This window comes from Pseudomonas sp. dw_612 (assembly GCF_018449725.1).
Lineage (GTDB): Bacteria > Pseudomonadota > Gammaproteobacteria > Pseudomonadales > Pseudomonadaceae > Aquipseudomonas.
This window is the reverse complement of sequence record NZ_JAAVVC010000001.1, coordinates 636,836-663,202: the sequence shown is the minus strand read 5'-3', so window position 1 is coordinate 663,202 and position 26,367 is coordinate 636,836. Positions and strand designations below refer to the sequence as shown.

At 60.0% G+C, this 26,367-nt stretch carries 22 protein-coding genes and 4 tRNA genes; 18 read left to right on the top strand and 8 right to left on the bottom strand.

What is annotated here, in order from left to right; translation table 11 throughout:
* Positions 1-564 precede the first annotated feature (564 nt).
* The gene (locus tag HB680_RS03045) at positions 565-888 is read left to right on the top strand and encodes a sel1 repeat family protein (RefSeq protein ID WP_213937064.1); all 324 of its coding nucleotides are present in this window, start codon (positions 565-567) and stop codon (positions 886-888) included.
* 175 nt (positions 889-1,063) lie between these two features.
* Positions 1,064-2,428, top strand: a complete 1,365-nt coding sequence (rmuC, locus tag HB680_RS03040; RefSeq protein ID WP_213937110.1) for a DNA recombination protein RmuC — start codon at positions 1,064-1,066, stop codon at positions 2,426-2,428.
* Positions 2,429-2,569: 141 nt separating this feature from the next.
* Here the strand turns inward: rmuC and HB680_RS03035 are convergent, their stop codons facing one another.
* Positions 2,570-6,040 (bottom strand): PAS domain-containing hybrid sensor histidine kinase/response regulator, encoded by a 3,471-nt coding sequence (locus tag HB680_RS03035; RefSeq protein ID WP_213937063.1) that lies wholly within the window; start codon positions 6,038-6,040, stop codon positions 2,570-2,572.
* Between the two features lie 252 nt (positions 6,041-6,292).
* Complete coding sequence (locus HB680_RS03030) at positions 6,293-6,832, bottom strand: TetR/AcrR family transcriptional regulator (RefSeq protein ID WP_213937062.1); 540 nt, start codon at positions 6,830-6,832, stop codon at positions 6,293-6,295.
* A gap of 91 nt (positions 6,833-6,923) precedes the next feature.
* Between HB680_RS03030 and HB680_RS03025 the strand changes: the two genes are divergently transcribed.
* Positions 6,924-8,108, top strand: coding sequence for an MFS transporter (locus HB680_RS03025; RefSeq protein WP_213937061.1), 1,185 nt, complete (start codon positions 6,924-6,926; stop codon positions 8,106-8,108).
* A 45-nt stretch (positions 8,109-8,153) separates the two neighbouring features.
* Here HB680_RS03025 and HB680_RS03020 read toward each other — a convergent pair whose 3' ends face one another.
* Positions 8,154-8,903: an SDR family oxidoreductase gene (locus HB680_RS03020; RefSeq protein ID WP_213937060.1), complete on the bottom strand. Its 750-nt coding sequence runs from the start codon at positions 8,901-8,903 to the stop codon at positions 8,154-8,156.
* 160 nt (positions 8,904-9,063) lie between these two features.
* On the opposite strand from HB680_RS03020, the gene HB680_RS03015 reads away from it, so the two are divergent.
* The 4 genes from HB680_RS03015 (at position 9,064) to HB680_RS03000 (ending at position 13,552) form a co-directional block, all read left to right on the top strand.
* Positions 9,064-9,963: a LysR family transcriptional regulator gene (locus HB680_RS03015; protein ID WP_213937059.1), complete on the top strand. Its 900-nt coding sequence runs from the start codon at positions 9,064-9,066 to the stop codon at positions 9,961-9,963.
* A gap of 33 nt (positions 9,964-9,996) precedes the next feature.
* A complete protein-coding gene (locus HB680_RS03010) occupies positions 9,997-10,308 on the top strand; it encodes a cupin domain-containing protein (protein WP_213937058.1) in 312 nt (103 codons plus the stop codon).
* A gap of 105 nt (positions 10,309-10,413) precedes the next feature.
* The gene (locus HB680_RS03005; protein WP_213937057.1) at positions 10,414-11,565 is read left to right on the top strand and encodes a TDT family transporter; all 1,152 of its coding nucleotides are present in this window, start codon (positions 10,414-10,416) and stop codon (positions 11,563-11,565) included.
* 112 nt (positions 11,566-11,677) lie between these two features.
* Entirely contained in the window at positions 11,678-13,552 is a 1,875-nt protein-coding gene (locus tag HB680_RS03000; protein ID WP_213937056.1) for an MFS transporter, read from the top strand.
* Between the two features lie 120 nt (positions 13,553-13,672).
* On the opposite strand, the gene sugE is transcribed toward HB680_RS03000, so the two are convergent.
* From sugE to rdgC, 3 genes are all read right to left on the bottom strand, one after another.
* Positions 13,673-13,987 carry a quaternary ammonium compound efflux SMR transporter SugE gene (sugE, locus tag HB680_RS02995; RefSeq protein WP_027922462.1) on the bottom strand — a complete coding sequence of 105 codons (315 nt, stop codon included), beginning with the start codon at positions 13,985-13,987 and terminating at the stop codon, positions 13,673-13,675.
* 119 nt (positions 13,988-14,106) lie between these two features.
* A complete protein-coding gene (locus HB680_RS02990; protein WP_213937055.1) occupies positions 14,107-15,072 on the bottom strand; it encodes a bile acid:sodium symporter family protein in 966 nt (321 codons plus the stop codon).
* A 151-nt stretch (positions 15,073-15,223) separates the two neighbouring features.
* Entirely contained in the window at positions 15,224-16,144 is a 921-nt protein-coding gene (gene rdgC, locus HB680_RS02985) for a recombination-associated protein RdgC (RefSeq protein ID WP_213937054.1), read from the bottom strand.
* A gap of 159 nt (positions 16,145-16,303) precedes the next feature.
* Here rdgC and HB680_RS02980 point away from each other — a divergent pair.
* The 4 genes from HB680_RS02980 (at position 16,304) to HB680_RS02965 (ending at position 16,844) form a co-directional block, all read left to right on the top strand.
* Positions 16,304-16,379 (top strand) — tRNA-Val (locus HB680_RS02980).
* 19 nt (positions 16,380-16,398) lie between these two features.
* Positions 16,399-16,475, top strand: a tRNA-Asp gene (locus tag HB680_RS02975).
* A gap of 198 nt (positions 16,476-16,673) precedes the next feature.
* A tRNA-Val gene (locus tag HB680_RS02970) sits at positions 16,674-16,749 on the top strand.
* An 18-nt stretch (positions 16,750-16,767) separates the two neighbouring features.
* A tRNA-Asp gene (locus tag HB680_RS02965) sits at positions 16,768-16,844 on the top strand.
* A gap of 249 nt (positions 16,845-17,093) precedes the next feature.
* Here HB680_RS02965 and HB680_RS02960 read toward each other — a convergent pair.
* A complete protein-coding gene (locus HB680_RS02960) occupies positions 17,094-18,230 on the bottom strand; it encodes a catalase family protein (protein ID WP_213937053.1) in 1,137 nt (378 codons plus the stop codon).
* A 28-nt stretch (positions 18,231-18,258) separates the two neighbouring features.
* The gene (locus HB680_RS02955; RefSeq protein WP_213937052.1) at positions 18,259-20,067 is read right to left on the bottom strand and encodes a di-heme-cytochrome C peroxidase; all 1,809 of its coding nucleotides are present in this window, start codon (positions 20,065-20,067) and stop codon (positions 18,259-18,261) included.
* Between the two features lie 271 nt (positions 20,068-20,338).
* Here HB680_RS02955 and HB680_RS02950 point away from each other — a divergent pair, with 271 nt between their 5' ends.
* The 7 genes from HB680_RS02950 to HB680_RS02920 all read left to right on the top strand — a co-directional run bounded on the left by HB680_RS02950 (position 20,339) and on the right by HB680_RS02920 (position 25,838).
* On the top strand, positions 20,339-21,052 hold the full coding sequence (locus tag HB680_RS02950; RefSeq protein ID WP_054615693.1) for an FKBP-type peptidyl-prolyl cis-trans isomerase: 714 nt from the start codon (positions 20,339-20,341) through the stop codon (positions 21,050-21,052).
* A gap of 295 nt (positions 21,053-21,347) precedes the next feature.
* Positions 21,348-21,803 (top strand): YkvA family protein, encoded by a 456-nt coding sequence (locus tag HB680_RS02945; protein WP_213937051.1) that lies wholly within the window; start codon positions 21,348-21,350, stop codon positions 21,801-21,803.
* Between the two features lie 112 nt (positions 21,804-21,915).
* Complete coding sequence (locus HB680_RS02940; protein WP_213937050.1) at positions 21,916-22,257, top strand: helix-turn-helix transcriptional regulator; 342 nt, start codon at positions 21,916-21,918, stop codon at positions 22,255-22,257.
* The gene (locus tag HB680_RS02935; protein ID WP_003223109.1) at positions 22,254-22,625 is read left to right on the top strand and encodes a hypothetical protein; all 372 of its coding nucleotides are present in this window, start codon (positions 22,254-22,256) and stop codon (positions 22,623-22,625) included. The genes HB680_RS02940 and HB680_RS02935 overlap by 4 nt, the downstream gene beginning before the upstream one ends.
* A complete protein-coding gene (locus HB680_RS02930) occupies positions 22,626-23,033 on the top strand; it encodes a sel1 repeat family protein (RefSeq protein WP_213937049.1) in 408 nt (135 codons plus the stop codon).
* 133 nt (positions 23,034-23,166) lie between these two features.
* A complete protein-coding gene (locus HB680_RS02925; protein ID WP_213937048.1) occupies positions 23,167-24,711 on the top strand; it encodes a class I SAM-dependent methyltransferase in 1,545 nt (514 codons plus the stop codon).
* 101 nt (positions 24,712-24,812) lie between these two features.
* Positions 24,813-25,838, top strand: a complete 1,026-nt coding sequence (locus tag HB680_RS02920; protein WP_213937047.1) for an alpha/beta fold hydrolase — start codon at positions 24,813-24,815, stop codon at positions 25,836-25,838.
* Positions 25,839-26,367 lie beyond the last annotated feature (529 nt).

Genomic DNA, 26,367 nt, shown 5'->3' with positions numbered 1-26,367 from the left:
AAAAGATTCCTCGAACCGCTGCATGGGCCCCAGTAGCAGTTGGCGAAGCCTGCGTTCGGCTGCGAAGCAGTCGCAAAACCTGAGCATGCGATCTTTCTAATACACCGCGTCATCTGCAATCACGACTGCTTCGCAGCCGAACGCAGGCTTCGCCAGCTGCTACAGGGCTATGCGCCAACAGCCTTATCCCCAGGCGTGAACAAAAAACGCGCCGAAAAAGCGCATTGATATAACCGCTGCGAAGGTACTTGTGCACATAAGTTGCGCGCGCTGTCACGCCACTGTCACCTTGGCTTCAAACACAGTGGGTGCCTGTAATGAAAATTTAAGTCAATGAAAAACATCGCTTTTTTTTACTGGTGAAAAAATCGTCAGTTTGACTGCGAGCCCCATTCCACAGGGCTTTGCGAGAGTTCAAGGGCGGTTGTCCACTGAGTTATCCACAGCTTCTGTGGATTGTCCCAAGCGCTTGCTCTAGGACGGGCGTGCCGGGTTTTTTTCGACTTTACCTGTAAGAAAAAAAGAGTAGAGTGGCGCGCCTTCCGATCTGCCCTACAGTGCTTTATGAAGTTTCGCTCAGTATCACCCGCTGTTACCGCAACGCCCCCGACTGTTACCCCACCCAAGCGCTTTTCCATGCGTGTGGCCGAGTGGCTACTGGACAGCCCGCGCCTGGGCGATAACCCCAACGTCAAACATTTTGCCGGACGATTGCTTAAGCAACCGGCCCGTGAAGGGGTAGTGGCCGCGCAAAGCCGTTTGGGTCAGTTGATGTGCCGCGAGTGCGGCAACGCCCGGGATCGGCGCATTGGCCACGACCTGCTGCGCCAGGCCGCCCGCGCCGGTGACCGACGCGCCCAGCAGGAACTGGGGCTCGTCGAAGACTGAGCTGTCCAAGACCTGACGCCTTGGTTAACCTTCAGGCTTTATCTCATCGGCAGGAGTCGCTATGGCTATGGACTTGACCAGCATACTGCTCGGTCTGGCGGGCGCTGCAGTGCCATTGTTGGCGCTGGCCTGGCACATCCAGCGCCGGGCAAGCTCGGCGCTGGCCGATCAGGCGCTGCTGGAAGAGCGACTGGCCATGGCCCAATTGGCCCAGGACGGCTTGAATGCCCAGCTCGATGCGTGTCGCGATGAAATCGGTGATCTGAGTCAGGCCAACTCCACCAAGCAAGCGGATCTGGCCGCGCTGCGCCGTGAAGTCGAGCTGCTGCAAATCGAGCGCGACGATGCTCGCGACGCGGCTCACGCCTGGAATATCGAGCGCGCCGGCAAAGAGGCTGAGTTGCGTCGCCTGGATGCGCAGACCGCGTCCCTCAATGCCGAGCTGCGCGAACAGCAGGAAAGCCATCAGCAACGTCTCAACGACCTTCAGGGCTCGCGCGACGAGTTGCGCGCACAGTTCGCCGAGCTGGCGGGCAAAATCTTCGACGAGCGCGAGCAGCGTTTCGCCGAAACCAGTCAGCAGCGTCTGGGGCAATTGCTCGATCCGTTGAAAGAGCGCATCCAGTCGTTCGAAAAGCGCGTTGAAGAAAGCTATCAAGCCGAGGCCCGTGAACGCTTTTCATTGGCCAAGGAGTTGGAGCGCCTGCAACAGCTCAACCTGCGCCTGAGCGACGAAGCCACCAACCTGACCCGCGCCTTGAAAGGACAGAAAACCCAAGGCAACTGGGGCGAGCTGATTCTCGAACGCGTGCTTGAACACGCCGGTCTGGAGAAGGGCCGCGAGTATCAGACCCAAGTCACCCTCAAAGGCCCGGACGGCGAGCGTTTCCAGCCGGACGTGATCATTTACCTGCCCGGCGACAAGCAAGTGGTGGTCGACTCCAAGGTCAGCCTCACGGCGTATCAGCAATACGTTGCCGCCGACGACGATGCCATCGGCCAGATCGCGATCAAGCAGCACGTGCTGTCCCTGCGCAATCACGTCAAAGGCCTGTCCGGCAAGGATTACAAGCGCCTCGACGGTTTGCACAGCCTGGATTTCGTTCTGCTGTTCGTGCCGATCGAAGCGGCGTTTTCCGCGGCGTTGCAGGCTGAGCCGACGCTGTTCCAGGAAGCGTTCGACCGCAACATCGTGATCGTCAGCCCGACCACGTTGCTGGCCACGCTGCGGGTTATCGACAGCTTGTGGAAACAGGAGCGCCAGAGCCAGAACGCCCGGGAAATCGCTGAGCGGGCGGGGTGGCTGTACGACAAATTCGTGTTGTTCATCCAGGACCTGGACGAAGTCGGCAATCGCTTGCAGCAACTGGACAAAGCCTACAGCTCGGCGCGCAACAAGCTGACGGAAGGGCGCGGAAACCTGGTCAGCCGTAGCGAGCAATTGAAGTTGCTCGGTGCCCGGGCGAGCAAGAGTTTGCCCGCGGATTTGCTGGAGCGGGCGATGACCGATGTAGATGGCTTGGCCGAGTTGCCTGAGTAGATCAAAAGCTTCGCGAGCAAGCCCGCTCCCACAGGGGATGTGTGGTGTTGCACACAAGGAGTTAGCCACCCAAAACCCTGTGGGAGCGGGCTTGCTCGCGAAGGCGTCAGCCCAACCACCACATGGCTAGGACCTGCCGCATCACAACGGCAAATGCCGACTCAACAACGCCCGCAACGCCGCTGGTTTCACCGGTTTCGCCAGATAATCCAATCCCGCCGCATGCACCTGGGCCACCGTCTCCGGGCGCCCGTCCGCACTGATCACCACCCCCGGCACCGGCTCGCCCAATCGCGTGCGCAGCCATGCCATCAACTCAGTGCCGGTTTCGCCATCGTCCAAGTGGTAATCCACCAACGCCAACTGTGGGCGCATCCCGTCGCCCAGCAGCGCCGCGCATTCCTCACGGTTGCGCGCGGTCCAGACCTGGCAACCCCAACGCGTCAGCAGGCTGTTCATGCCAATCAAAATGCTGTCTTCGTTATCGATGCACAGTACCTGCGCGCCGCTCGGCAATTTGCCGTTGAGTTCGACCACGTTGCTCGGCGCCAGTGTCTGCGCCCGGGCCAACGGCACGCTGACACTGAATACGCTGCCGTGTCCCGGCCACGAACGCACACGCAATGTGTGGCCCAACACGCGACACAACCCGTCGGCAATCGCCAGGCCCAGGCCCAGGCCTTTCTCGGCGCGGGTCTGGTGGCTGTCGAGGCGTTTGAATTCTTCGAAAATCACTTGCTGCTTGTCTTCCGGAATTCCTGGCCCACGGTCCCAGACTTCCAGGCTCAGTTCTCCCTTGCGCCGGCGAACCCCCAGCAATACCGGGCCTTTGGCATAACGGAAGGCGTTGGTGAGGAAATTTTGCAGGATCCGTCGCAGCAACTTGATGTCGCTGTCGACCCGCAATGTGCTGCCGCGCAGACGGAACTTCAGCCCTTGTTCCCGGGCCTGCGCCTTGAACTCCGCGCCGAGGATATCGAACAACTCATTGAGCACGAACGGCTTGGGATCGGGGTTGATCTTGCCGTTTTCCAGGCGGGAAATGTCCAGCAAATCGCTGATCAGGTCTTCGGCCGAACGCAACGAACTGTCCAGGTGATGGATCAGTTTCTGCGCCTCGCTGGACAAGCCATCGTCCTGATGCGTCAGGGCGGCGGAGAACAGGCGTGCGGCGTTCAGCGGTTGCATCAAGTCATGGCTGACCGCCGCCAGGAAACGCGTTTTCGACTGGTTGGCCGACTCGGCGGTGCCTTTGGCTTCGGTGAGGGCGACGTTGAGTTGCGACAGTTCGTGGGTCCGCGCGGTCACCCGTTGTTCCAGGCCTTCATTGGCCTCGGTCAGCGCCTGCTCGGCCTCGCGGAACGCGGTGATGTCGGTGAAACTCATGACGAAACCGCCGCCGGGCATCGGGTTGCCGATCAGCTCAATCACACGGCCATTGGGGAAAAGTCGCTCAGAGGTGTGGGCACGCCCCTGACGCATCCAGTGCAAACGTCGGGCGACATGCACTTCCGCTTCGCCCGGACCACACAGCCCACGTTCGGCGTTGTAGCGAATGATGTCGGCAATCGGCCGGCCAAGCCTGATCAGTCCATCCGGGTAGTTGAACAGCTCCAGATAACGCCGGTTCCAGGCCACCAGTTTCAACGACTGGTCGACCACGCTGATGCCTTGGGTGATGTTCTCGATCGCCCCTTGCAGCAGCGCGCGGTTGAACTGCAACACTTCCGACGCTTCGTCGGCGATGCGGACGACGTCCTCCAGCTGCATTTCCCGCCCTTCAATGGCGGCTTTTACCACCGCGCGGGTCGATGAAGCGCCGAGCACGCCGGCCAGCAAGCGTTCGGTATGCGCGATCCATTCCCCGTCGGCGTTCTGGTTCGGGTTGAAGCCTTTGCCCTGGCGATAGGCGAAGCGGATAAAGCTCTGGCGCGCACGTTCCTCACCGACAAAACGCGCGGCCAGTTGCAGCAGATCGTCGATTTGCACCGCCAGCATCGAGCGGGCGCTGGGCCGGGCGCTGATTTCCTGGCCGATGAAACGGCCCGCCTGCCAGTGCTCGGAAACCCGCGTGCGCGACAGCACCGAGACCCAGGCGAACAACGTGAAGTTGGCCGCCAGCGACAGCACCACGCCTTGGGTCAGCGGGGTCAGTGGCAGGTTCAACGGGTTACTGTGCAACCACGCCAGCCCGGGGAAAGTGCTCAGGGACACGCCGAGGCTGTGGGCGGCAATCGGCAGGATCAAGGTGTAGAACCACAGGAACGTCCCCGCAGCGAGACCAGCAAAAACGCCACGACGGTTGGCCTGCTTCCAGTACAGCGCGCCGAGCATGGCCGGGGCCAGTTGGGTGACGGCGGCGAAGGCAATCTGGCCGATGGTCGCCAGGCTGGCGGTTGAGCCGAGCAGGCGATAACTGACGTAAGCCAGCAGCAGAATCACCACGATGCTGACCCGACGCACCGAGAGCATCCACTGGCGGAACACTTCGAACGGCCGCTCGGCGTTGTTTCGACGCAGCAACCACGGCAACAACATGTCGTTGGACACCATGGTCGACAGCGCCACGCTGGCCACGATCACCATGCCGGTGGCCGCCGACGCGCCACCGATAAACGCCAGCATCGCCAGCGCCGGGTGGGCCTGGGCCAGCGGCAGGCTGATCACGAAAGAATCCGGCAGCACCGAGCTCGGTAGCAACATCTGACCGGCCAAGGCGATAGGGACTACAAACAGTGCCGCCAATGCCAGGTAGGCCGGGAACACCCACTTGGCCAGACGCAAGTCCTGGGGCTCGATGTTCTCCACCACCGTGACGTGGAACTGCCGGGGCAGGCAGATGATCGCCATCATCGCAACGCCGGTCTGCACCACCATGGACGGCCAGTTGATGGTTTCTTTCCAGTATTCCTCCAGGCGTGGGGCGAGCATGGCCTGGTCGAACAGGTCGTCGAAACCGTCGTACAAGCCGTAGGTCACAAACGCGCCGACCGCGAGAAAAGCGAACAGCTTGACCAGCGATTCGAACGCAATCGCCAGCACCATGCCGCGGTGGTGTTCAGTGGCGTCGAGGTTGCGGGTACCGAACACAATGGTGAACAACGCCAACACCAGCGAGACGATCAGCGCCGTGTCTTGGGCGCGGGTGCCCATGGCGTCGGCCCCGGCGCCGATCAGCAGATTCACACCGAGGACAATGCCCTTGAGCTGCAAGGCGATGTAGGGCAGGACGCCGACCAGGCAGATCAACGCCACCACCACGGCCAGCGATTGCGACTTGCCATAGCGTGCAGCGATAAAGTCGGCGATGGAGGTGATGTTCTCCTGCTTGCTGATCATCACCATTTTTTGCAGGACCCACGGCGCGCACACCAGTAGCAGGATCGGCCCGAGGTAGATCGGCAGGAATGACCAGAGCTGTTCGGCGGCCTGGCCCACGGCGCCAAAGAAGGTCCAACTGGTGCAATACACGGCCAGCGACAGGCTGTAGACCCAGGCACGCACCCGCGGCGGCAACGGCGCGCTGCGACGGTCACCGTAGAAGGCGATGGCGAACATGATGGCCATATAGGCCAGGGCAACGGCGGCGATCAGCCCGCTGGACAGCGACATGGAAACTCCAGACAAAAGACACCCGGGGTTCAGGCCCGGACAGACAGTCTCGCACGATGGCGTGGGTTCGTCAGTGTCGACCAAGGTCGTGGCGTGGCGGGGTGTCGCAGGGCTTTGTGTCAGTCAGATTGTGGTGGTCTGGGCGGGCCTCTTCGCGAGCAAGCCCGCTCCCACAGGGGAGCTCCAGTGAACACATAATTTGTGTACACCCCGGTCCCCCTGTGGGAGCGGGCTTGCTCGCGAATGGCGGCCTTAATGACTCAACGCAATCTCAATCAACCGATGCAATTCCTCAACCTCCAGCGGCGCCGCCGAAAACAGCACGCGAAACACCGTCGGTGCCGAGATCAGGTTGATCAGGCGATCAACGCTCGGCAACGGCTGATCCGGATATCGATCCAGAATGGTCTGCAATTGCCCGCCGATGATCGCCACGCAAAAGCCCGGCGTAGAGCTGCATTGCACATCGCGCAACAGGTTGCGACCCAGCTCCGAACTCATCTCGTCCAGATACTGCTCACCCCAGGCGCGCAAATCGCCACGCAGGCTGCCGGTGTTGGCCGGCTCACTGTCGGGGCGCATGCGGGCGAGGGCGACATCCGCCAGCAACACCGACAAATCGCCCCAGCGCCGATAAATCGTCGACGGCGTTACCCCTGCGCGCGCAGCAATTTGCGGCACCGTCACGGTCGAGCGCTCCTGTTCTTCAAGGAGCGCGCGGACCGCCGAATGAATTGATTCTTGAACCCTGGCGCTTCTGCCGCCCGGGCGTAAACCTTCTTTAATAGCCATGTGGCGGACCTTAACACAAAGAATTTGCTTTAAGCGCTGGTCGGTAGCACACTCCGCAAAAGCAAAAACTTAGCTTTTGCGGAGTGTGCCAATGTCTCATCCAGTATCAAGCCGTTCCAGCCTGTGGTTTCTGGCGATCACTTTACTCAGCTTTCTCGCCGCTTCCACGGCGCCGACGCCGTTGTATCACTTGTACCAAGACCAGCTGCAGTTCTCGGCCGCGACGCTGACCCTGATCTTCGGCGTCTACGCCCTCACGTTGCTGGTGGCGCTGCTGACCGTTGGCTCACTCTCGGATTTCCTCGGGCGCAAACCGGTGATTTTCACCGCGATCCTGCTGAACATGCTGGCGATGGTGCTGTTTATCAATGCCGACAGCGTCGCTTGGCTGATCAGCGCCCGGGTGCTTCAGGGCTTCGCGACGGGAATGGCCACCGCCGTATTGAGCGCCGCGCTGCTGGATACCCACCGTCAGCACGGGCCGTTGATCAACAGTGTCGCGCCGTTGTTGGGCATGGCCGTTGGTGCCATGGGTTGCGGTTTGTTGGCCGAATTTGCGCCGCTGCCGTTGCAATTGACGTTTTGGGTGCTGCTCGGGCTGTTTGTGATGCAGGCGCTGTACGTCTGGCGTCTGCCGGAAAGCGTCAGCCGGCAACCGGGGGCGTTGGCTTCGCTGCGCCCGACCCTGCATGTGCCGGTCCAGGCGCGGCGCACGTTGTGGGCGGTGCTGCCGATCAACACGGCGGTGTGGGCGCTGGGCGGTTTCTTCGCCTCGCTGGCGCCGTCATTAGTGCGCACCGCCACCGGTTCGACCTCGAACCTGATTGGCGGCGCGACGGTCGCCGCGTTGACGGTGACCGGTGCGTTGATGATCTACAGCCTGCGCAATCGGCCGGCGGACAAAGTGCTGCGCCTGGGCGCCAGTCTGTTGCCGGTAGGGATTGTGCTGATCCTGACGGCGGTTCACAGCGCCAGTCTGCCGCTGTTTTTCATCGGTACGCTGGTGGCGGGTTGCGGGTTTGGTGCCGGTTTCCTCGGTGCGGTGCGCAGCCTTGTGCCGTTGGCCTTGCCCCATGAACGGGCCGGGTTGATGTCGGCGTTTTATGTGCTGAGTTACCTGGCGTTTTGCTTGCCGTCGTTGCTGGCCGGGAACTTGACCCGCACCTTTGGACTGATCGCGACCACCGATGGCTATGGCGCGGTGCTGATCGTCCTCGCCGTGGGGGCATTGATGGCTTTGATGCGCCAACGATCGTTGAAAGTCTGCCAATCATAAAAAAACGCGGCGCCCGTCGAGGTGCCGCGTTTTTCATTGCGCCGATCAGATCTGCGCGAACCCGCCGTCCACAAACAGCTCGATCCCGTTGATGAAACTGCTGGCATCCGACGCCAGGAACACCGCCGCTTTGCCCACTTCCGCCGGCTCGCCGAGACGACCGATCGGAACCTGGCTGGTCAGGAAGTCCAGCAAGCCCTGCTGCTGATCCGGTGGCGCGATTCCGGTCAAGCCGGGCGTGTGGATTGGGCCGGGGCTGATGACGTTGACGCGAATCTTGCGGCTTTTCAGGTCCAGCAACCATGAGCGGGCGAAGTTGCGTACTGCGGCTTTGCTGGCGCTGTAAACGCTGAAGTTTTCCGTGCCTTTGGTCGCGGTGGTGGACGCCGTGAGGATCACCGAACCACCGTCCTTCAACAGGGGCAGGGATTTCTGCACGGTAAACAGCAGGCCTTTGACGTTGATGCCGAAGATTCGGTCGAAGTGTTCTTCGGTGATCGCACCGAGTGGCAGCATGTCACCGCCGCCAGCGTTGGCGAAGACGATATCCAAATGCCCGGACTTGGCCTTGATCACTTCAAAGATCCGGTCCAGATCGGCCAGGTTCGACACGTCGCCCTGAATCCCGGTGATGTTGTGGCCAATGGAAGCCACCGCCGCATCCAGTTCTGCCTGACGGCGGCCGGTGATGAAGACAGTGGCGCCTTGATCGACGAAGGCTTGGGCCGAGGCCAGGCCGATGCCGGTGGTGCCGCCGGTGATCAATGCGATTTTGCCTTTGAGGGTGCTGCTCATCGTGTGAATCTCCGCTAAGTCATGTGAGAAATGGGTCGGCGGGTTGTGCGCCGTTGGCCAGACTCTATGCCGGAAGATTCAGCAGAAAAACCACCTGAATCGGGTTTGTTTGTACATGGTTGTGGACAATACTCACGGCCTGTCACCCGAGGTGTCTGTCATGAATCAATTATTGGCCATGCGTGTGTTCGCCCGCGTCGTGCAGGCCGGGTCCTTTACCAAGGCTGCTGACTCCCTGAGTTTGCCGAAAACCTCCGTCAGCAAACTGGTCGCCGAGTTGGAAGAACATCTTGGGGTGCGGCTGCTGCAGCGCACCACCCGTCGGCTTACCGTCACGGCCGATGGCATGGCGTATTACGAGCGCGCCATGCAGTTGATGGTGGAACTGGATGATCTGGACAACAGTTTCGCCTGCGCCCAAGGCCAATCCCGGGGCAGGGTTCGCGTGGATGTCGGTGGTTCGGTCGCAACGCTGCTGATCATTCCCGCACTGCCGGACTTTTATGCGCGCTTCCCCAATATCCAGATCGAAATGGGCGTCAGTGATCGGCAGGTCGACCTGATCAGCGAAAACGTCGATTGCGTGATTCGCGGCGGACCACTGACCGAACTGTCCATGGCGGCGCGACCATTGGGCACATCGTCATGGACCACTTGTGCAACGCCGGGCTATCTCGAACGTTTCGGCGTCCCCGACGATCCACGGGACCTGGAGAAAAACCATCACATGGTCAGCTACCACTCGGCCCGGAATGGCCGGGCGATGCCGGCGAGGTTCGAGCGCCATGGCGAGAAACTGGAAATTCGCGGCCAGCGGCTGCTCAGCGTCAACGAAAGCAATGCCCACCTCGCCGCAGGGCTGGCCGGACTCGGTGTCATTCACACCTTCACCTATACCGTGCAGGCGCATATCGCGCGGGGCGAACTGGTGCCGATCCTTGAAGACTGGCGTCCGACGCGTTATCCCTTCCACGTGCTGTACCCACCAAACCGTCATCTGAGCAATCGGGTGCGGGTATTTATCGACTGGCTGGCGCAGCTGTTCGCCGGTTTGAGTTAGCCTTGGCCTCGCCACCCATTCGACGGACCGCCCATGAAAATCATCCGCAGCAAATCCTTCACCGCCGAGCGTGCCTGGGGCGCGCTGGACATCGCCAATATGAACGGCATCACCACCCGTTTGCACTGGACCGACCAGCCGTACAAATGGCACGTCAATGATGGTCAGGAAGTGTTCGTCGTGCTCGATGGGCAAGTGCAGATGCATTACCGCGAAGACGGCGTTGAACAGCAAACCTTGCTGGAAGTCGGCGATATTTTTTATGCGTCGATAGGCACTGAGCATGTGGCGCATCCGCTGGGTGCGGCGCGGATATTGGTGATTGAAACGGAAGGCAGTGTCTGACGGTATATCTGCAAAACAGATAACAGTTAGAGATATTACCCGTTATATAGATATTCGATCCGGATCTACCATGGGCTCTACCTCATCAGAGGACAGGAGTTCGCCATGATTTGCCCCAATACTGCCAAACCCGGTTACAAACCTTTAAGTCTTCTGCCGCGTCCGTTGGAAGCGATTCGCCAATTCACGCCGAACTGGTTCGCCGCGACCATGGGCACCGGCGTGCTGGCCTTGGCGCTGGCGCAATTGCCCGTCGCCATCCCCGGTTTGCACGCGGTGGCCGAAGGTTTGTGGCTGTTCAATATCTTTCTGTTTGTGCTGTTTACCGGGCTGTACGCCGCGCGCTGGGTGCTGTTCTTCGATGAAGCGCGACGGATTTTCGGGCACTCCACGGTTTCGATGTTCTTCGGCACGATTCCCATGGGCTTGGCGACCATCATCAACGGCTTTTTGGTGTTCGGTTTGCCGCGTTGGGGCGACGGCGTGATCCATGTGGCCGAAATGCTGTGGTGGCTGGATGTGGCGATGTCCGTGGCCTGCGGGGTGCTGATCCCGTACATGATGTTTACCCGTCAGGAACATAGCATCGACCAAATGACCGCCGTTTGGCTGTTACCCGTGGTCGCGGCGGAAGTGGCCGCCGCCAGCGGTGGTCTGTTGGCGTCGCACCTGGTCGATGCCCATTCGCAACTGGAGGTGCTGGTGACGAGCTACGTGCTGTGGGCATTTTCCCTACCCGTCGCGTTCAGCATTCTGACGATCCTGTTGCTGCGCATGGCGCTGCATAAACTGCCCCACGAAAACATGGCCGCGTCGAGCTGGCTGGCGCTCGGCCCGATCGGCACCGGGGCGTTGGGCATGTTGCTGCTGGGCGCCGACGCTCCCGCGATTTTCGCCGCCAATGGTCTGCCGGGCATCGGCGAAATCGCTGACGGACTGGGGTTGGTGGCCGGGATTACGCTGTGGGGCTTCGGGCTGTGGTGGATGTTGATCGCGGTGCTGATCACCGTGCGGTATCTGCGCGCCGGCATCCCGTTCAACCTCGGCTGGTGGGGTTTCACTTTCCCGTTGGGCGTCTATTCTTTGGCGACGTTGAAACTGGCCAGCACCTTGAACCTCATCTTTTTCAGTGTCTTCGGCTGCGTGTTGGTGGCGTTGCTGACCGTGATGTGGCTGATCGTCGGCAAGCGCACCGTGCAGGGCGCCTGGCGTGGCGAACTGTTTGTGTCGCCGTGCATTGCAGGATTAAAGAAATAACCTGCAAAGATTAGGTAATGTGTGGCCTGGATCGGCGTTCGATATTCCAATAACAAAATCCACGCCGCTCTTTACCTAACATCAGCGACCCAACATCAGGGAAACACGGAAGATGAGTCACCCCTCACAGTTCACCTTGCTCCGCACCCGGCGTTTCCTGCCGTTTTTCGTGACACAGTCCCTCGGGGCCTTCAACGACAACATCTTCAAGCAGTCGTTGATCCTCGCCATTTTGTACAAGTTGACCATCGACGGTGACCGCTCGATCTGGGTCAACCTGTGCGCATTGCTGTTCATCCTGCCGTTTTTCCTGTTCTCGGCACTGGCCGGGCAGTTCGGGGAAAAATTCGCCAAGGACGCGCTGATTCGTCTGATCAAGCTTGGGGAAATCGTGATCATGGCGGTGGGCGCGGTCGGCTTCCTGTTTGATCACCTGTCGCTGATGCTGGTGGCGCTGTTCGCCATGGGCACGCACTCGGCGCTGTTTGGGCCGGTGAAATATTCGATCCTGCCCCAAGCCTTGCGCGAAGACGAATTGGTGGGTGGCAACGGCCTGGTGGAAATGGGCACGTTCCTGGCGATCCTTGCCGGGACCATTGGCGCCGGGATCATGATGTCGTCCGGTCACTATGCGCCCATCGTTTCCACCGCGATTATTGGTGTGGCGGTGCTCGGTTACCTGGCCAGCCGCAGTATTCCCCGCGCCGCCGCCGCGTCGCCGGAAATGCGCCTGAACTGGAACATTTTCACCCAGTCCTGGGCCACCCTGAAATTGGGCCTGGGGCAGACGCCGGCGGTGTCGCGTTCGATTGTCGGCAACTCGTGGTTCTGGTTTATCGGGGCGATTTACCTGACGCAAATCCCGGCCTACGCCAAGGAATGGATGCACGGCGACGAAACCGTGGTAACGCTGATCCTCACCGTGTTTTCGGTGGGTATCGCCCTCGGTTCGATGCTTTGCGAAAAACTCTCCGGGCGCAAAGTCGAAATCGGTCTGGTGCCGTTCGGCTCGTTTGGCCTGACGGTGTTCGGCTTGCTGCTGTGGTGGCATTCCGGCGGGATTCCGGACAGCGTGACTGGCCATGGCTGGATCGAAATCCTCGGTTTCGGCCATACCTGGCTGGTGTTGATCGACATCCTCGGGCTCGGGATCTTCGGTGGTTTCTACATCGTGCCGTTGTATGCGCTGATTCAATCACGTACCCCCGAGAACGAGCGGGCGCGGGTCATTGCGGCCAACAACATTCTCAACGCCCTGTTTATGGTGGTGTCGGCGATTGTCTCGATCGTGCTGCTGAGCATGGTCAAGCTGTCGATCCCGCAATTGTTCCTGGTGGTGTCGCTGCTCAACATCGGGGTCAACGCCTACATCTTCAGCATCGTTCCCGAGTTCAGCATGCGTTTCATGATCTGGCTGCTCAGCCATTCCATGTACCGCGTCGAGCATCGCAACCTCGACCTGATTCCCGATGAAGGCGCGGCGCTGCTGGTGTGCAACCATGTGTCGTTTGTCGATGCCTTGCTGATTGGCGGCGCGGTGCGTAGGCCGATTCGCTTTGTGATGTATTACAAAATCTACAACCTGCCGGTGCTGAACTTTATCTTCCGTACTGCCGGGACAATTCCTATCGCCGGGCGTCAGGAAGACATTCAGATTTACGAAAAGGCCTTCAAGCGGATTGCCCAGTATCTGAAGGACGGCGAGTTGGTGTGCATTTTCCCTGAAGGAAAACTCACGGCCGACGGTGAGATGAATGAATTTAGAGGCGGGCTGACGCGGATTTTAGAAGAGACACCGGTGCCGGTGATTCCGCTGGCGTTGCAGGGGTTGTGGGGGAGTTTCTTCAGCCGCGATCCGGGCAAGGGTTTGTTTCGTCGGTTGTGGTCGCGGGTGACGTTGGTGGCGGGGCCTGCGGTGGCGGTTGAAGTGGCAGAGCCGGCGAAGTTGCAGGCGTTGGTGGGGGAGTTGCGCGGTACTGTTAGATAGAGGGTGACTGGGCCGACCTCATCGCGAGCAAGCTCGCTCCCACATGGGGGTGTGTCTGCTGTCTGTGACACAACCCATACCCACTGTGGGAGCGGGTTTGCTCGCGAAAGCGGTAGCCGCCTAAGCGCTGACCTTTAGCCCAACCAACCCGGCAATAATCAACGCCACACTGGCCAGCCGAAACAACGCCATCGATTCCCCAAACAGAATAATCCCGGCAATCACCGTCCCCACCGCGCCCACGCCGGTCCAGATCGCGTAGGCCGTGCCCAGCGGCAGTTCCTTCATCGCAAGGCCGAGCAAGCCAAGGCTGATGGCCATGGCGGCAACGGTAAGGGCAGTGGGGAGCGGGCGGCTGAAGCCGTCGGTGTATTTCAGGCCAACGGCCCAGCCGACTTCGAACAGGCCGGCGAAAAACAGAATGATCCAGGACATGAAAGACCTCCATCGATTGACGGGGTCGTCCCCAGATTAATGACTCGATCGAGCCGCGAGGTCGTCCTCGCGTTGCGCCATAGAGTGCCCAGCATTAATCCGGGGATCAAGTTTTGCGCTTATTCAGTCGCTTCCCGCGCTGCGATTTCCCGGTCTTCTTTCTCGCTCATCCGGCGGAAATACGTCGAGAGCAGCGCCCCGGAAATGTTGTGCCACACACTGAACAACGCGCTCGGCACCGCCGCCAGTGGCGAGAAGTGCGCACTGGCCAGCGCGGCACCCAATCCGGAGTTCTGCATGCCGACTTCCAGTGCCAACGACTTGCGCTGGGCCAGCGGCAGCTTGAACAGGCGCCCGGTGAAGTAACCCAGCAAGTAGCCGAAACTGTTGTGCAGCATCACCACTGCCATGATCAACAGGCCGGACTCGGCAATCTTCGCCTGACTGGCCGCCACCACGGCCGCAACGATAATCACGATGCTCACCACCGACACCAGCGGCAACACTTCGACCGCGTGACGCACTTTGTTGCCGAGCAGCCGTTGCGCCACCACGCCAAGCACGATCGGCAGCAGCACCACTTGCAGAATCGACCAGAACAACTCCATGAACGACACCGGCAGCCAGGCTGAAGCCAGCAGCCAGATCAGCGCTGGAGTCAGCAGCGGGGCGAGGAGGGTGGTGACGGCGGCGATGGCCACCGACAGCGCCAGGTCGCCGCGAGCGAGCCAGGTCATCACGTTGGACGAGGTGCCGCTTGGGCAGCAACCGACCAGAATCACACCGACGGCGATTTCCGGCGGCAGGTGAAACGCCTGGCACAGCAACCACGCCATACCCGGCATAATCACGAAATGAGCGACCACGCCCAAGGCCACGCGCCATGGATGGCGCGCGACTTCGGCGAAATCTTCAAGCTTGAGGGTCAGGCCCATGCCGAACATCACCAGCCCCAGCAGCGGCACGATGGCGCCTTTGAGGCCGATAAACCAGGTCGGCTGCAAGAACGCCACGACGGCGAAAATCAGCACCCAATAGGCGAAGGTGTTGCCGACGAAGCGGCTTAAAGCGGCGAGGGCGCGCATGGTCTGATCCTTATTATTCGTTTTTGAACATCACACAAGGCCAATGTGGGAGCGGGCTTGCTCGCGAAGAGGGAGTGTCAGTCGACATCAATATTGACTGATACACCGCTTTCGCGAGCAAGCCCGCTCCCACATGGGTAATCACAAGGCGTTAGATGCCTTGCGGGGTTTCTTCCCCACCCAACGCTTCAACCAGCGCCGGCAGGAAGTCGCCGAAGGTCAGCATCATCAGGGTGAAGCTGGCGTCCAATTGGCCCAGGGCCTCTTCGCCGCCGTCCTGTTCCGCCTGGTCCTGCAGCAAGTCTTCAAACTTCAGGCGCTTGACGGTCATTTTGTCGTCGAGCATGAACGACAACTTGTCCTGCCAGGCCAACGACAACTGCGTCACCACTTTGCCGGTGCTCAGGTGCAGCTGGATTTCTTCGCTGGTCAGGTCCTGACGCTTGCAACGCACGATGCCGCCGTCTTCGTGGGTGTCGCGCAGTTCGCACTCGTCCAGCACAAAGAAATCGTCCGCGGCTTTCTGGGTCTTGACCCAGTCGGTCATGGTCGCGGTCGGGGCCATTTTTACGGTCAGCGGACGCACCGGCAGCGAGCCGATCACTTCACGCAGGGTCGACAGCAGGTCTTCGGCGCGTTTCGGGCTGGCCGAGTTGACCAGGATCAGGCCTTGTTTCGGCGCGATGGCGGCGAAGGTCGACGAGCGACGGATAAAGGCGCGCGGCAGGAAGGCCAGGATGATTTCATCCTTGATCTGGTCGCGCTCCTTCTTATAGACCTTGCGCATTTGCGTGGCTTCGATCTCTTCGACCTTTTCCTTCACCGCGTCGCGCACGACGCTGCCCGGCAGAATGCGTTCTTCTTTACGGGCGGCGATCAGCAGGAAGTCGCCGCTGACGTGGGCCAGCGGAGCGTCTTCGCCCTTGCCGAACGGCGCGACGAAACCGTAGGTGGTCAACTCCTGGCTTGCACAAGGACGCGCCAGTTTGGTGGCCAGTGCAGTTTCCAACGCCTCGGCATCAAAAGGCAGATCTTGGGTCAGGCGATAGATAAGCAGGTTTTTGAACCACATGGGGCGAGTCTCTCCTTTATACAAAGGGGGGCATTATTCTCTTCGCGGCGCCATAGGCCAACCCTTCTCTAAGCCTTTGGAAGGCCTGAATAAATTAATTAAAAAAGTGCTTGCCAGAGGTAGGGGTGCTCCGTAGAATGCGCGCCACACCGAAGCGAAGGGTGATTAGCTCAGCTGGGAGAGCGTCTGCCTTACAAGCAGAATGTCGGCGGTTCGATCCCGTCATCACCCACCATTCGTTCTTAGTGTTACGCGCAGCGGTAGTTCAGTCGGTTAGAATACCGGCCTGTCACGCCGGGGGTCGCGGGTTCGAGTCCCGTCCGCTGCGCCATATTCGGTAACCTGGAATGCTGAACGCCAGGTCACCACGGAAAAGCCCGCTCACGCGGGTTTTTTTCTGCCCCAAGTTTGTCTGTTGTTCCTGCAGGATGTGTTGTTTCATCGGTTTTCAGATTTATTTGAAAAATATTCAATTAAATCAACACGTTATGAAAACTTGTGGCATAATGCGCCCCGTAACGAAGGTACTGGGTGATTAGCTCAGCTGGGAGAGCGTCTGCCTTACAAGCAGAATGTCGGCGGTTCGATCCCGTCATCACCCACCATTACTTTCAATGCTACGCGCAGCGGTAGTTCAGTCGGTTAGAATACCGGCCTGTCACGCCGGGGGTCGCGGGTTCGAGTCCCGTCCGCTGCGCCATATTCGGTAACCTGGAACGCTGAACGCCAGGTCACCACACAGAAAGCCCGCTTAATGCGGGCTTTTTGCTGTCTGGGATTTGGCAAACCGTACGGTGACCTTGTAGCAGCTGGCGAAGCCTGCGTTCGGCTGCGAAGCAGTCGTAAGACCTGAGTGCGAGTTCTGCCTGGCACACCGCGGTGTCTGATTTAACGACTGCTGCGCAGCCGAACGCAGGCTTCGCCAGCTGCTACAAGGGTGTTGTGTCTGTTATTGCTCAGCATTGCGGCTGTGCCGGTAATCGCTGACCGCTTCGTACACCGCTTTGCGCAAGCGATTGATGCCGCCAATCGGCCGGTGCGCTTCCAGACCGAACCACGGGTTGAACGACTGGTTATCGCATTGCAGATTCAGCGCCGGGGTGTCGAAGTCCTGGGCCGGGACGTTGATCCGCGCCACGGTTTCAAACGGCGCATCGCTTTCACGCCATTCAACGCTGGTGTCTTCGATGGGCATGTATTTGTTCGCATCCTGGCGCTGGATCTGCAGGACAAAACACGCCGGCACGCGGTCTGTGGATAACTGTTGATTCAACGCACTGCGCAGGAAGTTCGGCAGGTCCTGATTTTGCTTGGGCAGGGTGTATGCCGGGCAATTCTGCGGATCTGGCATGACGCGGAACTTGGCATTGGCACCGCCGAACTTGTAGGGCGAAACCGAAAAATAGGTAGTCTGGGTCGGACTGTCAGGGGCCGGGGAGAGCGTCGCCAACGCGATAAACAGGTGGCGAACCTGCCAAGTGATCGGGTTCCAGCTCGGGAAAAACGCCATCACCGATTTGCCATCAGCCTGAGCGGCCACATTCTGACGGTACTCGGCGACATCGCTGACAAAGAAGTTCGGGTGGCTGAACATCACGAAATCCTGCTCGTGCCGATTCGCCTGGTCGGCCAGCAACGGTTGGCCGGGCACATCGAGCAACTTGATGGCCATGCCCCGGGCATCGCGGATGCTGTCGAATTGCGGGTAGGCGTTGCCGTTGGACAGGCGCACGGTGGCCTGCCAGGTTTTGCCCGGTTCACTGAACACGCCTTGACGCAATTGCGCCGTCAGATCCGGCAACACCTGGACCTCGGCCTTCACGCAGCCATGGGCCTTGGCGTGGGCATCGCGCAGGTAACGCGTGCTTTCGCGGTGCTGATCGACGATGCGCACGGCGGTCTGGATGATGTCCTGGGTCATCGCCGCTTCACCGGCCGGGATCTGCTCGTCGGCGGACACCGCGCCGCTGTGTTGCCAGGCAAACCACGCGGTGGCCAGCGCCCAGCCCAACAACCCCAGGCCCAGCAGCCAAAGCAGGAGTTTTCCGAGGAAGGCGCCGAGGCGCAGCCAAAGCGTGATCAGCATGGGTAAGTCCTTTTGACGGAGAGGGCGGTCATGGCAATTGCGCTTCCAGCGGGCCACCCAAGACTTTCAGGTATTCCAGCAGCGCCCAGCGTTCCTGCGGTTGCAGCAGGCGACCGATAACGCCGTTGCCGCGCTCACCGGCGCGGAATTCGTGGCCGCTGTTGTGATTGCCGGTGATGCGGGTGTCGAACACAAAACCGTTGGTAAAAGCCTCGGTGCGGTAGCCCAGATGTCGCGGGTCGTACTCGAAAGTGCCTCGGTAAAACGTGGTCGCGCGTTCGTCCTGGGGCGAAAGCAATTGGTAAATGCTCGGCACCGAACCGTTGTGCAGGAACGGCGCCGTGGCCCACACGCCCGCCAGTGGCCGGGCCTTGTAGGCGCGCACCTCCTGAACGCCGATCGGCAGGCCAAAACCATCCATGTTCGGTCGCTCGGCCGGTGTGATATTGGCCTCGCGATACGCCCGGTTCTCGACGAACGCCGTGACGTAGGCGAGTCCCTTGGCCACCGAGAGTTTGCTCAGGTCCAGTGGTTCGGTCGGTTTGGGATGCAATTGCACGTCCAGTTGCCCAAGCTCCGCCGGGTCCCATTGCAGGGCCGTCAGGTCGAAGCGATGGTCGGCAGTATTGTTGGCGGCGGTGGGGTCGGTGCCGATGGCGGCGACTGGAATCAGCTTGAGTTGCTGCACCGGGCGGCCGTTGATGGGCGTCACGCGCGGCACGTGGCAGCCGGCGCAGTTGTCAGCGAACAGCGCGCGACCTTGGGCGGCCAACGGTTTGTCGACGCTGCCCAACACGTCTTCCGGCCAGGCGGGCGGCTTGAGGCGTTGCAGGGTTTCTTCGATCAGGTTCAGGTCGCGCACGCGGACGCTGGAGGGGTAGCGCGCATCGCCTTGCAGGGGCTGTCCGTCGGCGTCGAAGAAATTCAGGGTCGCACCGACACCCAATGCCTCGCCGATATTGCGCGCCATGGGTTGCTGCGCCGAACCGGTCCACTGCACCCAGTCGAAGGTCCAGATATCCCACAACTGTGGATAATCCACCGGGGCGTTGGCCACGCGGTAGTTGGCGGGGGAAATCGCGTCACCGAAACTGGCGTTGGCAATGCGGCCGAACGCGTCGGTCCGGCCGGGGCCTTCTTCGGTGGGATAGAGCCCGCGATGGGTGTCGTTCCAGGCGGCTTTCACGAAGGTATCGAGTGAGTCTTTGAAGTCTTCGCGTAGGGCTTTATGCCGGGCGTCGTAGTCCGCGCCTAGCACGTTGCGTGCGAAACGTTCGAATTTCCACGGGTTGTAATAAGTCGACACAAGACTGGCGACCAGCGCCTGACCAAAACTCCCGCCACGCAGGGTCGGCACACTGGAAGGCAGCACATGCTGCGCCGTGCCGCCATCGATGCGCACAGCTTGGCCGTTAAAGCGCAATTCGCCGGTGTGGCAGGCGGCGCAGGTGATGTCGAGGAACTGAACCTGACTGTCGGGATTCTGGTGCCGGGCAAAACCCACGGGCAGGTTGCCAGGGTTGTTCGGCGTGGCTTTCTGCGCCGGATCAATCAGAAAACCAAAGCGCGCGAGGTATTCCGGGGCGGCAAAGCGCTGTTGCGAGAACGGCAGTTCCAGCGCCTCGAACCAGTCGTAATGCAAGCCTTTGACCTGCGTGCCCTGGGGCGTGAAGTAGTAAGTCTGGCGGTCGGCGGCGCTCCACTGCTCCAGGTAATGCACCTGTTGCGCGGGGGAGTAGGCGGGCAGCTTCGGGTTGGCAACGTAGTAGAGAACCACGGCCAGGCCAAGCCCCAGCAGCACAGCGATCAGAACCAGCAAGCGGAGTAAGAGGCGCAAGATAAACGTCCTTGTCGATTTGTAGCTCTCTTATGCCTCAGCTCGGTGGGTGGCGGCAAGTGGCCATTAGGCCAAATGTTGCGGGTTCCGGCATCCGCGTCTATAAGACGAAGATGACAGAAACTTCATCCAGCTCATTCCCGAAATGCTTTAAAAGACCTGAACTTATCAGCAGTATCCTGCTCTCATGCCGGTAGCCATTGGTCGTGGCCGCCTGATAAGCTCGCGGCTTTATTCGATTGCCCTTTAGGCGCATGAACAAGGAAATAGCATGAAACAGCATCGGTTGGCGGCGGCGGTGGCCCTGGTAAGCCTGGTACTTGCGGGTTGTGATTCGCAGACCAGCGTAGAGCTGAAAACCCCGGCGCAAAAAGCTTCCTACGGGATTGGCCTGAACATGGGCAAGAGCCTGGCTCAGGAAGGCATGGATGATCTGGATTCCAAGGCCGTAGCCCAAGGCATCGAAGATGCCGTCGGCAAGAAAGAACAAAAGCTGAAGGACGACGAACTGGTCGAGGCCTTCGCAGCACTGCAAAAGCGTGCAGAAGAACGCATGGCGAAAATGAGCGAAGAGTCGGCAGCCGCCGGCAAGAAATTCCTCGAAGACAACGCCAAGAAAGCCGGTGTCGTGACCACTGCATCCGGTCTGCAATACGAAGTCGTGAAAAAAGCCGACGGTCCTCAGCCTAAGCCGACCGACGTAGTGACTGTTCACTACACCGGCAAGCTGACCAACGGCACCACCTTTGACAGCTCGGTTGATCGCGGTAGCCCGATTGATCTGCCGGTCAGCGGTGTGATCCCGGGTTGGGTCGAAGGCCTGCAACTGATGCACGTCGGCGAGAAGTACAAGCTGTACATTCCTAGCGACCTGGCTTACGGCGCGCAAAGCCCAAGCCCGGCAATCCCGGCCAACTCGGTGCTGGTATTCGACCTGGAACTGCTGGCAATCAAAGATCCAGCGAAACAAGACGCCGCCAAGTAAACGACGTCTGCCGCAAAAACAACGCCTCGCATTCAGCGGGGCGTTGTTGTATCTGGGGTTTGGCAAAGTACAAAGAAAGCGAACGGATGCTGTAGGCTGGAGTCATAGCCAGTGTGAGCGCTTGGCTAGCCGCACCGGACCGCCAAGTCAATGAAATCTTGGGTTTTTTTATGTGAGTAAAAAACGCCCGATCTGAGTTGAGCCCTTATAAAACGGGGCTCGCAGCGGTGAAATGCAGCTCTGTTCACAAGGTTATCCACAATTTGTGTGGATAACATTTCAGTGGGAGGAAAAGATGAAAGCACCCTGGAATTTCGCTCGCTTCCTGCCATTGGCCGGACGCCTGCTGGCCCGAGGTCGTCTGCCGACCCTGCTGTTCGCCGTGGCCAGCAAAGGCGCCAGCGAAGGCGGGCGCCTGGGCAAACTCAAGGATGACCTGCGCCTGTTGCAGGCCCTGTGCCTGGCCTACTGGCGTGGCGAGTACCGGGCCATCAGCCGCAAATCGATCCTCACCGTCGTGGCCGGCCTGATGTATTTCCTCAGCCCCCTCGACGCCATCCCCGATTTTATCCCCGTCTTCGGCATGCTCGACGACATCGCCGTGCTGGCTTGGGTCATGAAAACCCTCGACGACGAACTCAACGCCTTCCGCGCCTGGCGCAATCGGCAGTTGCCGGAGAAGCTTGCCGTGGTCGAACGCCTGCCCGACACCCCGGAGCAACTCCACCTTCAAGGTCCGAAAGATGACTGAGTGATGGCAGTTTCATCATAGATTGATGCCCCCGCGACCTTGGCCGCTGTTAGGATTACACTTCAAGGGAAAAGTGCCGACTCGCTAAGTGTCGTTGTCCTACGGGGAAGTCATGGATATTCAGATAATCACACGCGAAGGCGAGCCCGAATACGCCGTTGTGCCATGGGCTCAGTATCAGGCTCTACTGAAAGCAGCAGGCATCGAGCAACAACCGCCACGGACCGCCCCAGAGCGTCCGGCGGCCGCAGCAGACCAGATCCTTCCGGGTCTGGATCAACTCCGCAATTTGCGCGAAGGGAAGGGCATCGCCATCGAGGCGCTGGCCCGCACGGTAGGCATCAGCCCGTCTTATCTGGCCTTGATCGAAAGTGGCGAGCGTCTACCCGACGCTGCGATTCGCCGCAGCCTGGCTTGGGAATTGACGGTGCCAGGCTGGAGGGATGAATCGTGAGCGTACGCATCAGTCGTCAACATTGGGACGGGTTGTTGGGTGAATTGGACCAGGCGCGCCGCCAGCGCCATCTCCTGACGTATCGAGCATTGCTGGAGCGATTGCAATTGCCCACCCCAGCCATGCAAACCCTCACCGCCGCCCTTGAACACCTGGCCGCGCTGGACGCCAAAGCCGAGCAGCCGCTGCGCAGCTCTCTGGTGATCAGCCAGGGCGCCAGCCGCCTGCCACGCACTGGCTTCTTCGAATGCGTCGAACGCCTGGGCCGCTTCTCCGGCCCGTCCGACGGCGTCGCCGCCGCGTCGTGGCACGCCTCGGAAGTCGTCCGCGTCTTCGAATACGAATACCCCGAATCAGCCGAGGCCTGAGTGTTCCTACGACTCAAGGCGCGGGCCGCCTACTGGCTGGCCCGCAGGCTGTTTCACTGGTCATGGTTCGTGCGCCAGCCACGCGGCTGGAAATGGCTCGAAGGCCAATTCGCGCGCATGGCCAACCTCGGCGACGTCGGCGCGCAAAGCTTCTACGGTCACATCCTGACCTTTCGCGGCGTCGGCCTTGGCGCGCGTGAAGAAGGCGTGCGATTACTGCGCCTGGCGGCGTTGGCGGGGGATGGGAAAGCGGCGTATCAGGTTGGGGTGATCAGTTTGGCGGGGACGCCGAGCAAAGCGCCGGACCCGGTGGAAGCGGCGCGGTTCTGGCGGATTGCGCTGAAGGCTGGGCATCCGTTGGCGGAAATCAAATTGAAAGGGTTGCCGAGCGACAGTGCTTCGCAGTGATTCGATGACTGTTCAATAAGCAGACCTGACGATCATCCGCGAAAAATCGCTCCTATGCGTCTTTCCCCTTGTGGCACGCAATGCCTTCCCTTTATAAAAGCCACTTTCTCTCTCGAAGTAAAAGGATACGAGCATGAGCGATGCCTGGAACGAAGGGTATTTCACCGACGAAGGCTACACCTACAGCTATAGCCGGGAAATCAATCCAGTCTTCCTGCGTTATTGCTTGTTGTTGCGCGGCTTCGCCAGTCTGGAGACAACCGACGGCTATCACTGCGAGTTGGGCTTTGGCCAAGGCGTATCGATCAACATCCATGCCGCCGCCAACCCCGGGGCCTGGGTTGGCACTGACTTCCATCCGGGCCAGGCCGCCCATGCCAATGCGCTGGCGACCGCCTGGAACAGCGATGCGCAGCTGTATGACGACAGCTTCGAACAACTGCTGGCCCGAAATGATTTGCCGCAATTCGACAGCATCAGCCTGCATGGCATCTGGACTTGGGTCAGCCGCGACAACCAGAAACTGATCGTCGAATTCGCCCGCCGCCACCTCAAGCCAGGTGGTTTGCTGTACATCAGCTACAACTGCTTCCCCGGCTGGTCGCCTGCGGCACCCTTACGTCATTTGTTCAGCCTGCACGACCGCTTTGGGACAAACCGCTCCGAAAGCCCGGACCAGCGCATCGACGCCGCATTGCAATTCTCCGAAGCGCTGCTGGCGGCCAACCCCAACTACGCCGCCGCGGCCCCGAACCTGAACGCCAAGCTGCAGAGCATCAAAGGCCAGGATCGACAGTACGTCGCCCACGAATACTTCAACCGCGACTGGAACTGCATGTACTTCACCGACGTGGTCGAAGCCCTGGCCCCGGCCAAACTCGACTTCGCCACGACGGCCGTGCCACTGGATACGGTCGATCCGCTCAACTTGAGCGCAGAAGGCATGGACTTCCTGGAGGGCATCGATCACCCGATCGTGCGCGAACAAGCGCGAGACTACTTCGTCAATCAGAACTTCCGCCGGGACCTGTACGTGCGCGGTGCCAACCGACTGTCCGCCTCCGAACACCGCCAAGGCCTGCTCAATACACGCTTTGTCCTGCTTCAGCCGGCAGAAAGCGTCCCTGCCACCGTCAAAGGCCCGGCCGGCGAAGCGTCGCTGCAAGCAGAAATATACGGCCCCGTACTCGAAGCGCTGGCAGCCAACGCCTGTGTCCCCAAAACGTTGCGCCAGTTATCAGCGGCCGTGCCCTCGATGCCCTATGACGACCTGCTCCAGGCCGTCACCGTATTGGTCGGGATGAGCGCAGCCGCACCGTGCCAGAGCGAAGCGGCCGAGAAACTGGTACAGGGACGCTGCAGCACCCTCAACCTGCAACTCTGCAAACGCTCGCTGCTCAGCAACAAAATCCAGGTCCTGGCCAGCCCGGTAACCGGCGGCGGCGTACCGGTCAGCCGCTTCCAGCAACTGTTCCTGATCTCGATCAAACAAGGCAAAAAGCACCCGACGGAATGGGCACAACTGGCCTGGAGCGTCATCAGCGAACAAGGCGAAGGTCTGCTCAAGGACGGCAAGGCGCTGACCACCGCGGAAGAAAACATCGCGGAACTGACCGAACAGGCACAAGCATTTGCCGGGGAATCGTTGGCGGTTCTCAAAGCGTTGAGCGTCGTTTAGCCGACAGAAGCGGCGTTGATCGTTCCCACGCGGAGCGTAGGAACGATCAGCAGCGGATGTCAGGCGTTTATAAGTTGATCTAATCAAGGAAGATAAAAACAGTGAAAACAGCTCTCTGCGCCCTGTTATTGATAGGCCTGACCACCAACGCACTCGCTGACTCCGTCGGCTTCCAGTCCTCCACACTGCCCGACCCGCAAAACGAGCGGCCGGTGCAAATGGTCGTCTGGTACCCCACTGCAAGCACCGTCACCCCGCAACTGTTCGGCGACAACCCAGTGTTTGTCGGCGCCCTTGCCGTTCCCAACGCCCCACCGGCGGCCGGCGAACATCCATTAGTGGTGATCTCCCACGGATTCGGCGGCAACTGGATCAACCAGACATGGCTCGCCAGCGCACTCGCCCACAGGGGTTACATCGTCGCGGCGGTCAACCACCCCGGCACCACCAGCCGTGACCGCAACCCCCAAGCCGCCGCACAACTATGGCAGCGGCCTGCTGACCTAAGTCGAGCCATCGACGCAGTTACCGCCCAGCCAGAACGATTCGGCGTAGTCGCCAAGAATCGAATCGCAGCCGTGGGTCATTCACTTGGTGGCTGGACCGTTCTGGAAATTGCCGGGGCACGTTTCGACCCCGACCGATTCGCCAAGGACTGCAAGGTCCACGCGAAGTTGGCCGGTTGCACCGTTTACCAACAGATGAATCCCGCAAGCACCCCGGAATCGAAGGCCCGATTGGCCGCCGATCTGCGTGATAAGCGCGTTACCGCTGTAGTTTCATTGGACTTGGGTTTGTCGCGAGGGATGACCGATGAAAGTCTCGCGAAGTTGCTGGTGCCGACGTTGGTGATTGCAGCGGGCGTGCCGTCTGAAGAGCTTCCTGCGCAGTTGGAGTCTGCTGATTTGGCCAAACGGTTGCCGCAAACGTCGAAGCGTTACGTTGAGATCAGCGATGCCAGCCACTTCAGCTTTATGGCGGTGTGTAAGCCTGGGGCGGTGGCGATGCTTGAAGAAGCGGTGCCGGGGGATGGGATTATTTGTGAGGATGGGGAGGGTGGGAGGTCGCGAGGGGTGATTCAGGAGCAGGTTATTTCGATGATTGACGGGTTTCTGGAGCGGTCATGAATCAAGACGTTGTGAAATCCTGCCCCCGCTGTGGATCAACTCAGTACGTCCGACCCAAGGCAATCTTGATAGGAGCAATAAGTCCAAAGAGACGTTTTAACGGAGAAGAAAAAACGGGCTTTCGTCGTGTGGATCAACTTGCAGTTGATGAATGCGATCCTGCCGAACTGAAACCTGCGCCCCTGGAGCAGTTCGTCGATGGCCTGTATTGCGATAATTGCGGGATAGCTTTTGTGTCCAGTGGGCTTGTAAGGGGGGGATCGATTTTCACAGTAAGGTCCGCGCCCGTGAGGGCGAGATAGACGAGGAAAAAGGAAATAAACTTGTCTCGTCGCTAGTCGGCAACAGGCCAAGCATTTCCAAACGCAGCTTCCGCCTCGCTACACGCAAACGAGATGCAACCTTTTTTGTCTTGGGAGGTAATTTGGCTAGGCTGATTTTGCAATTGACATACGACTGTAATCCCACGGTGCCGCAGCGATTTTGGCTAACTAGAACTCACCTCAAAGTGCTTTTGGATATGCTGTCC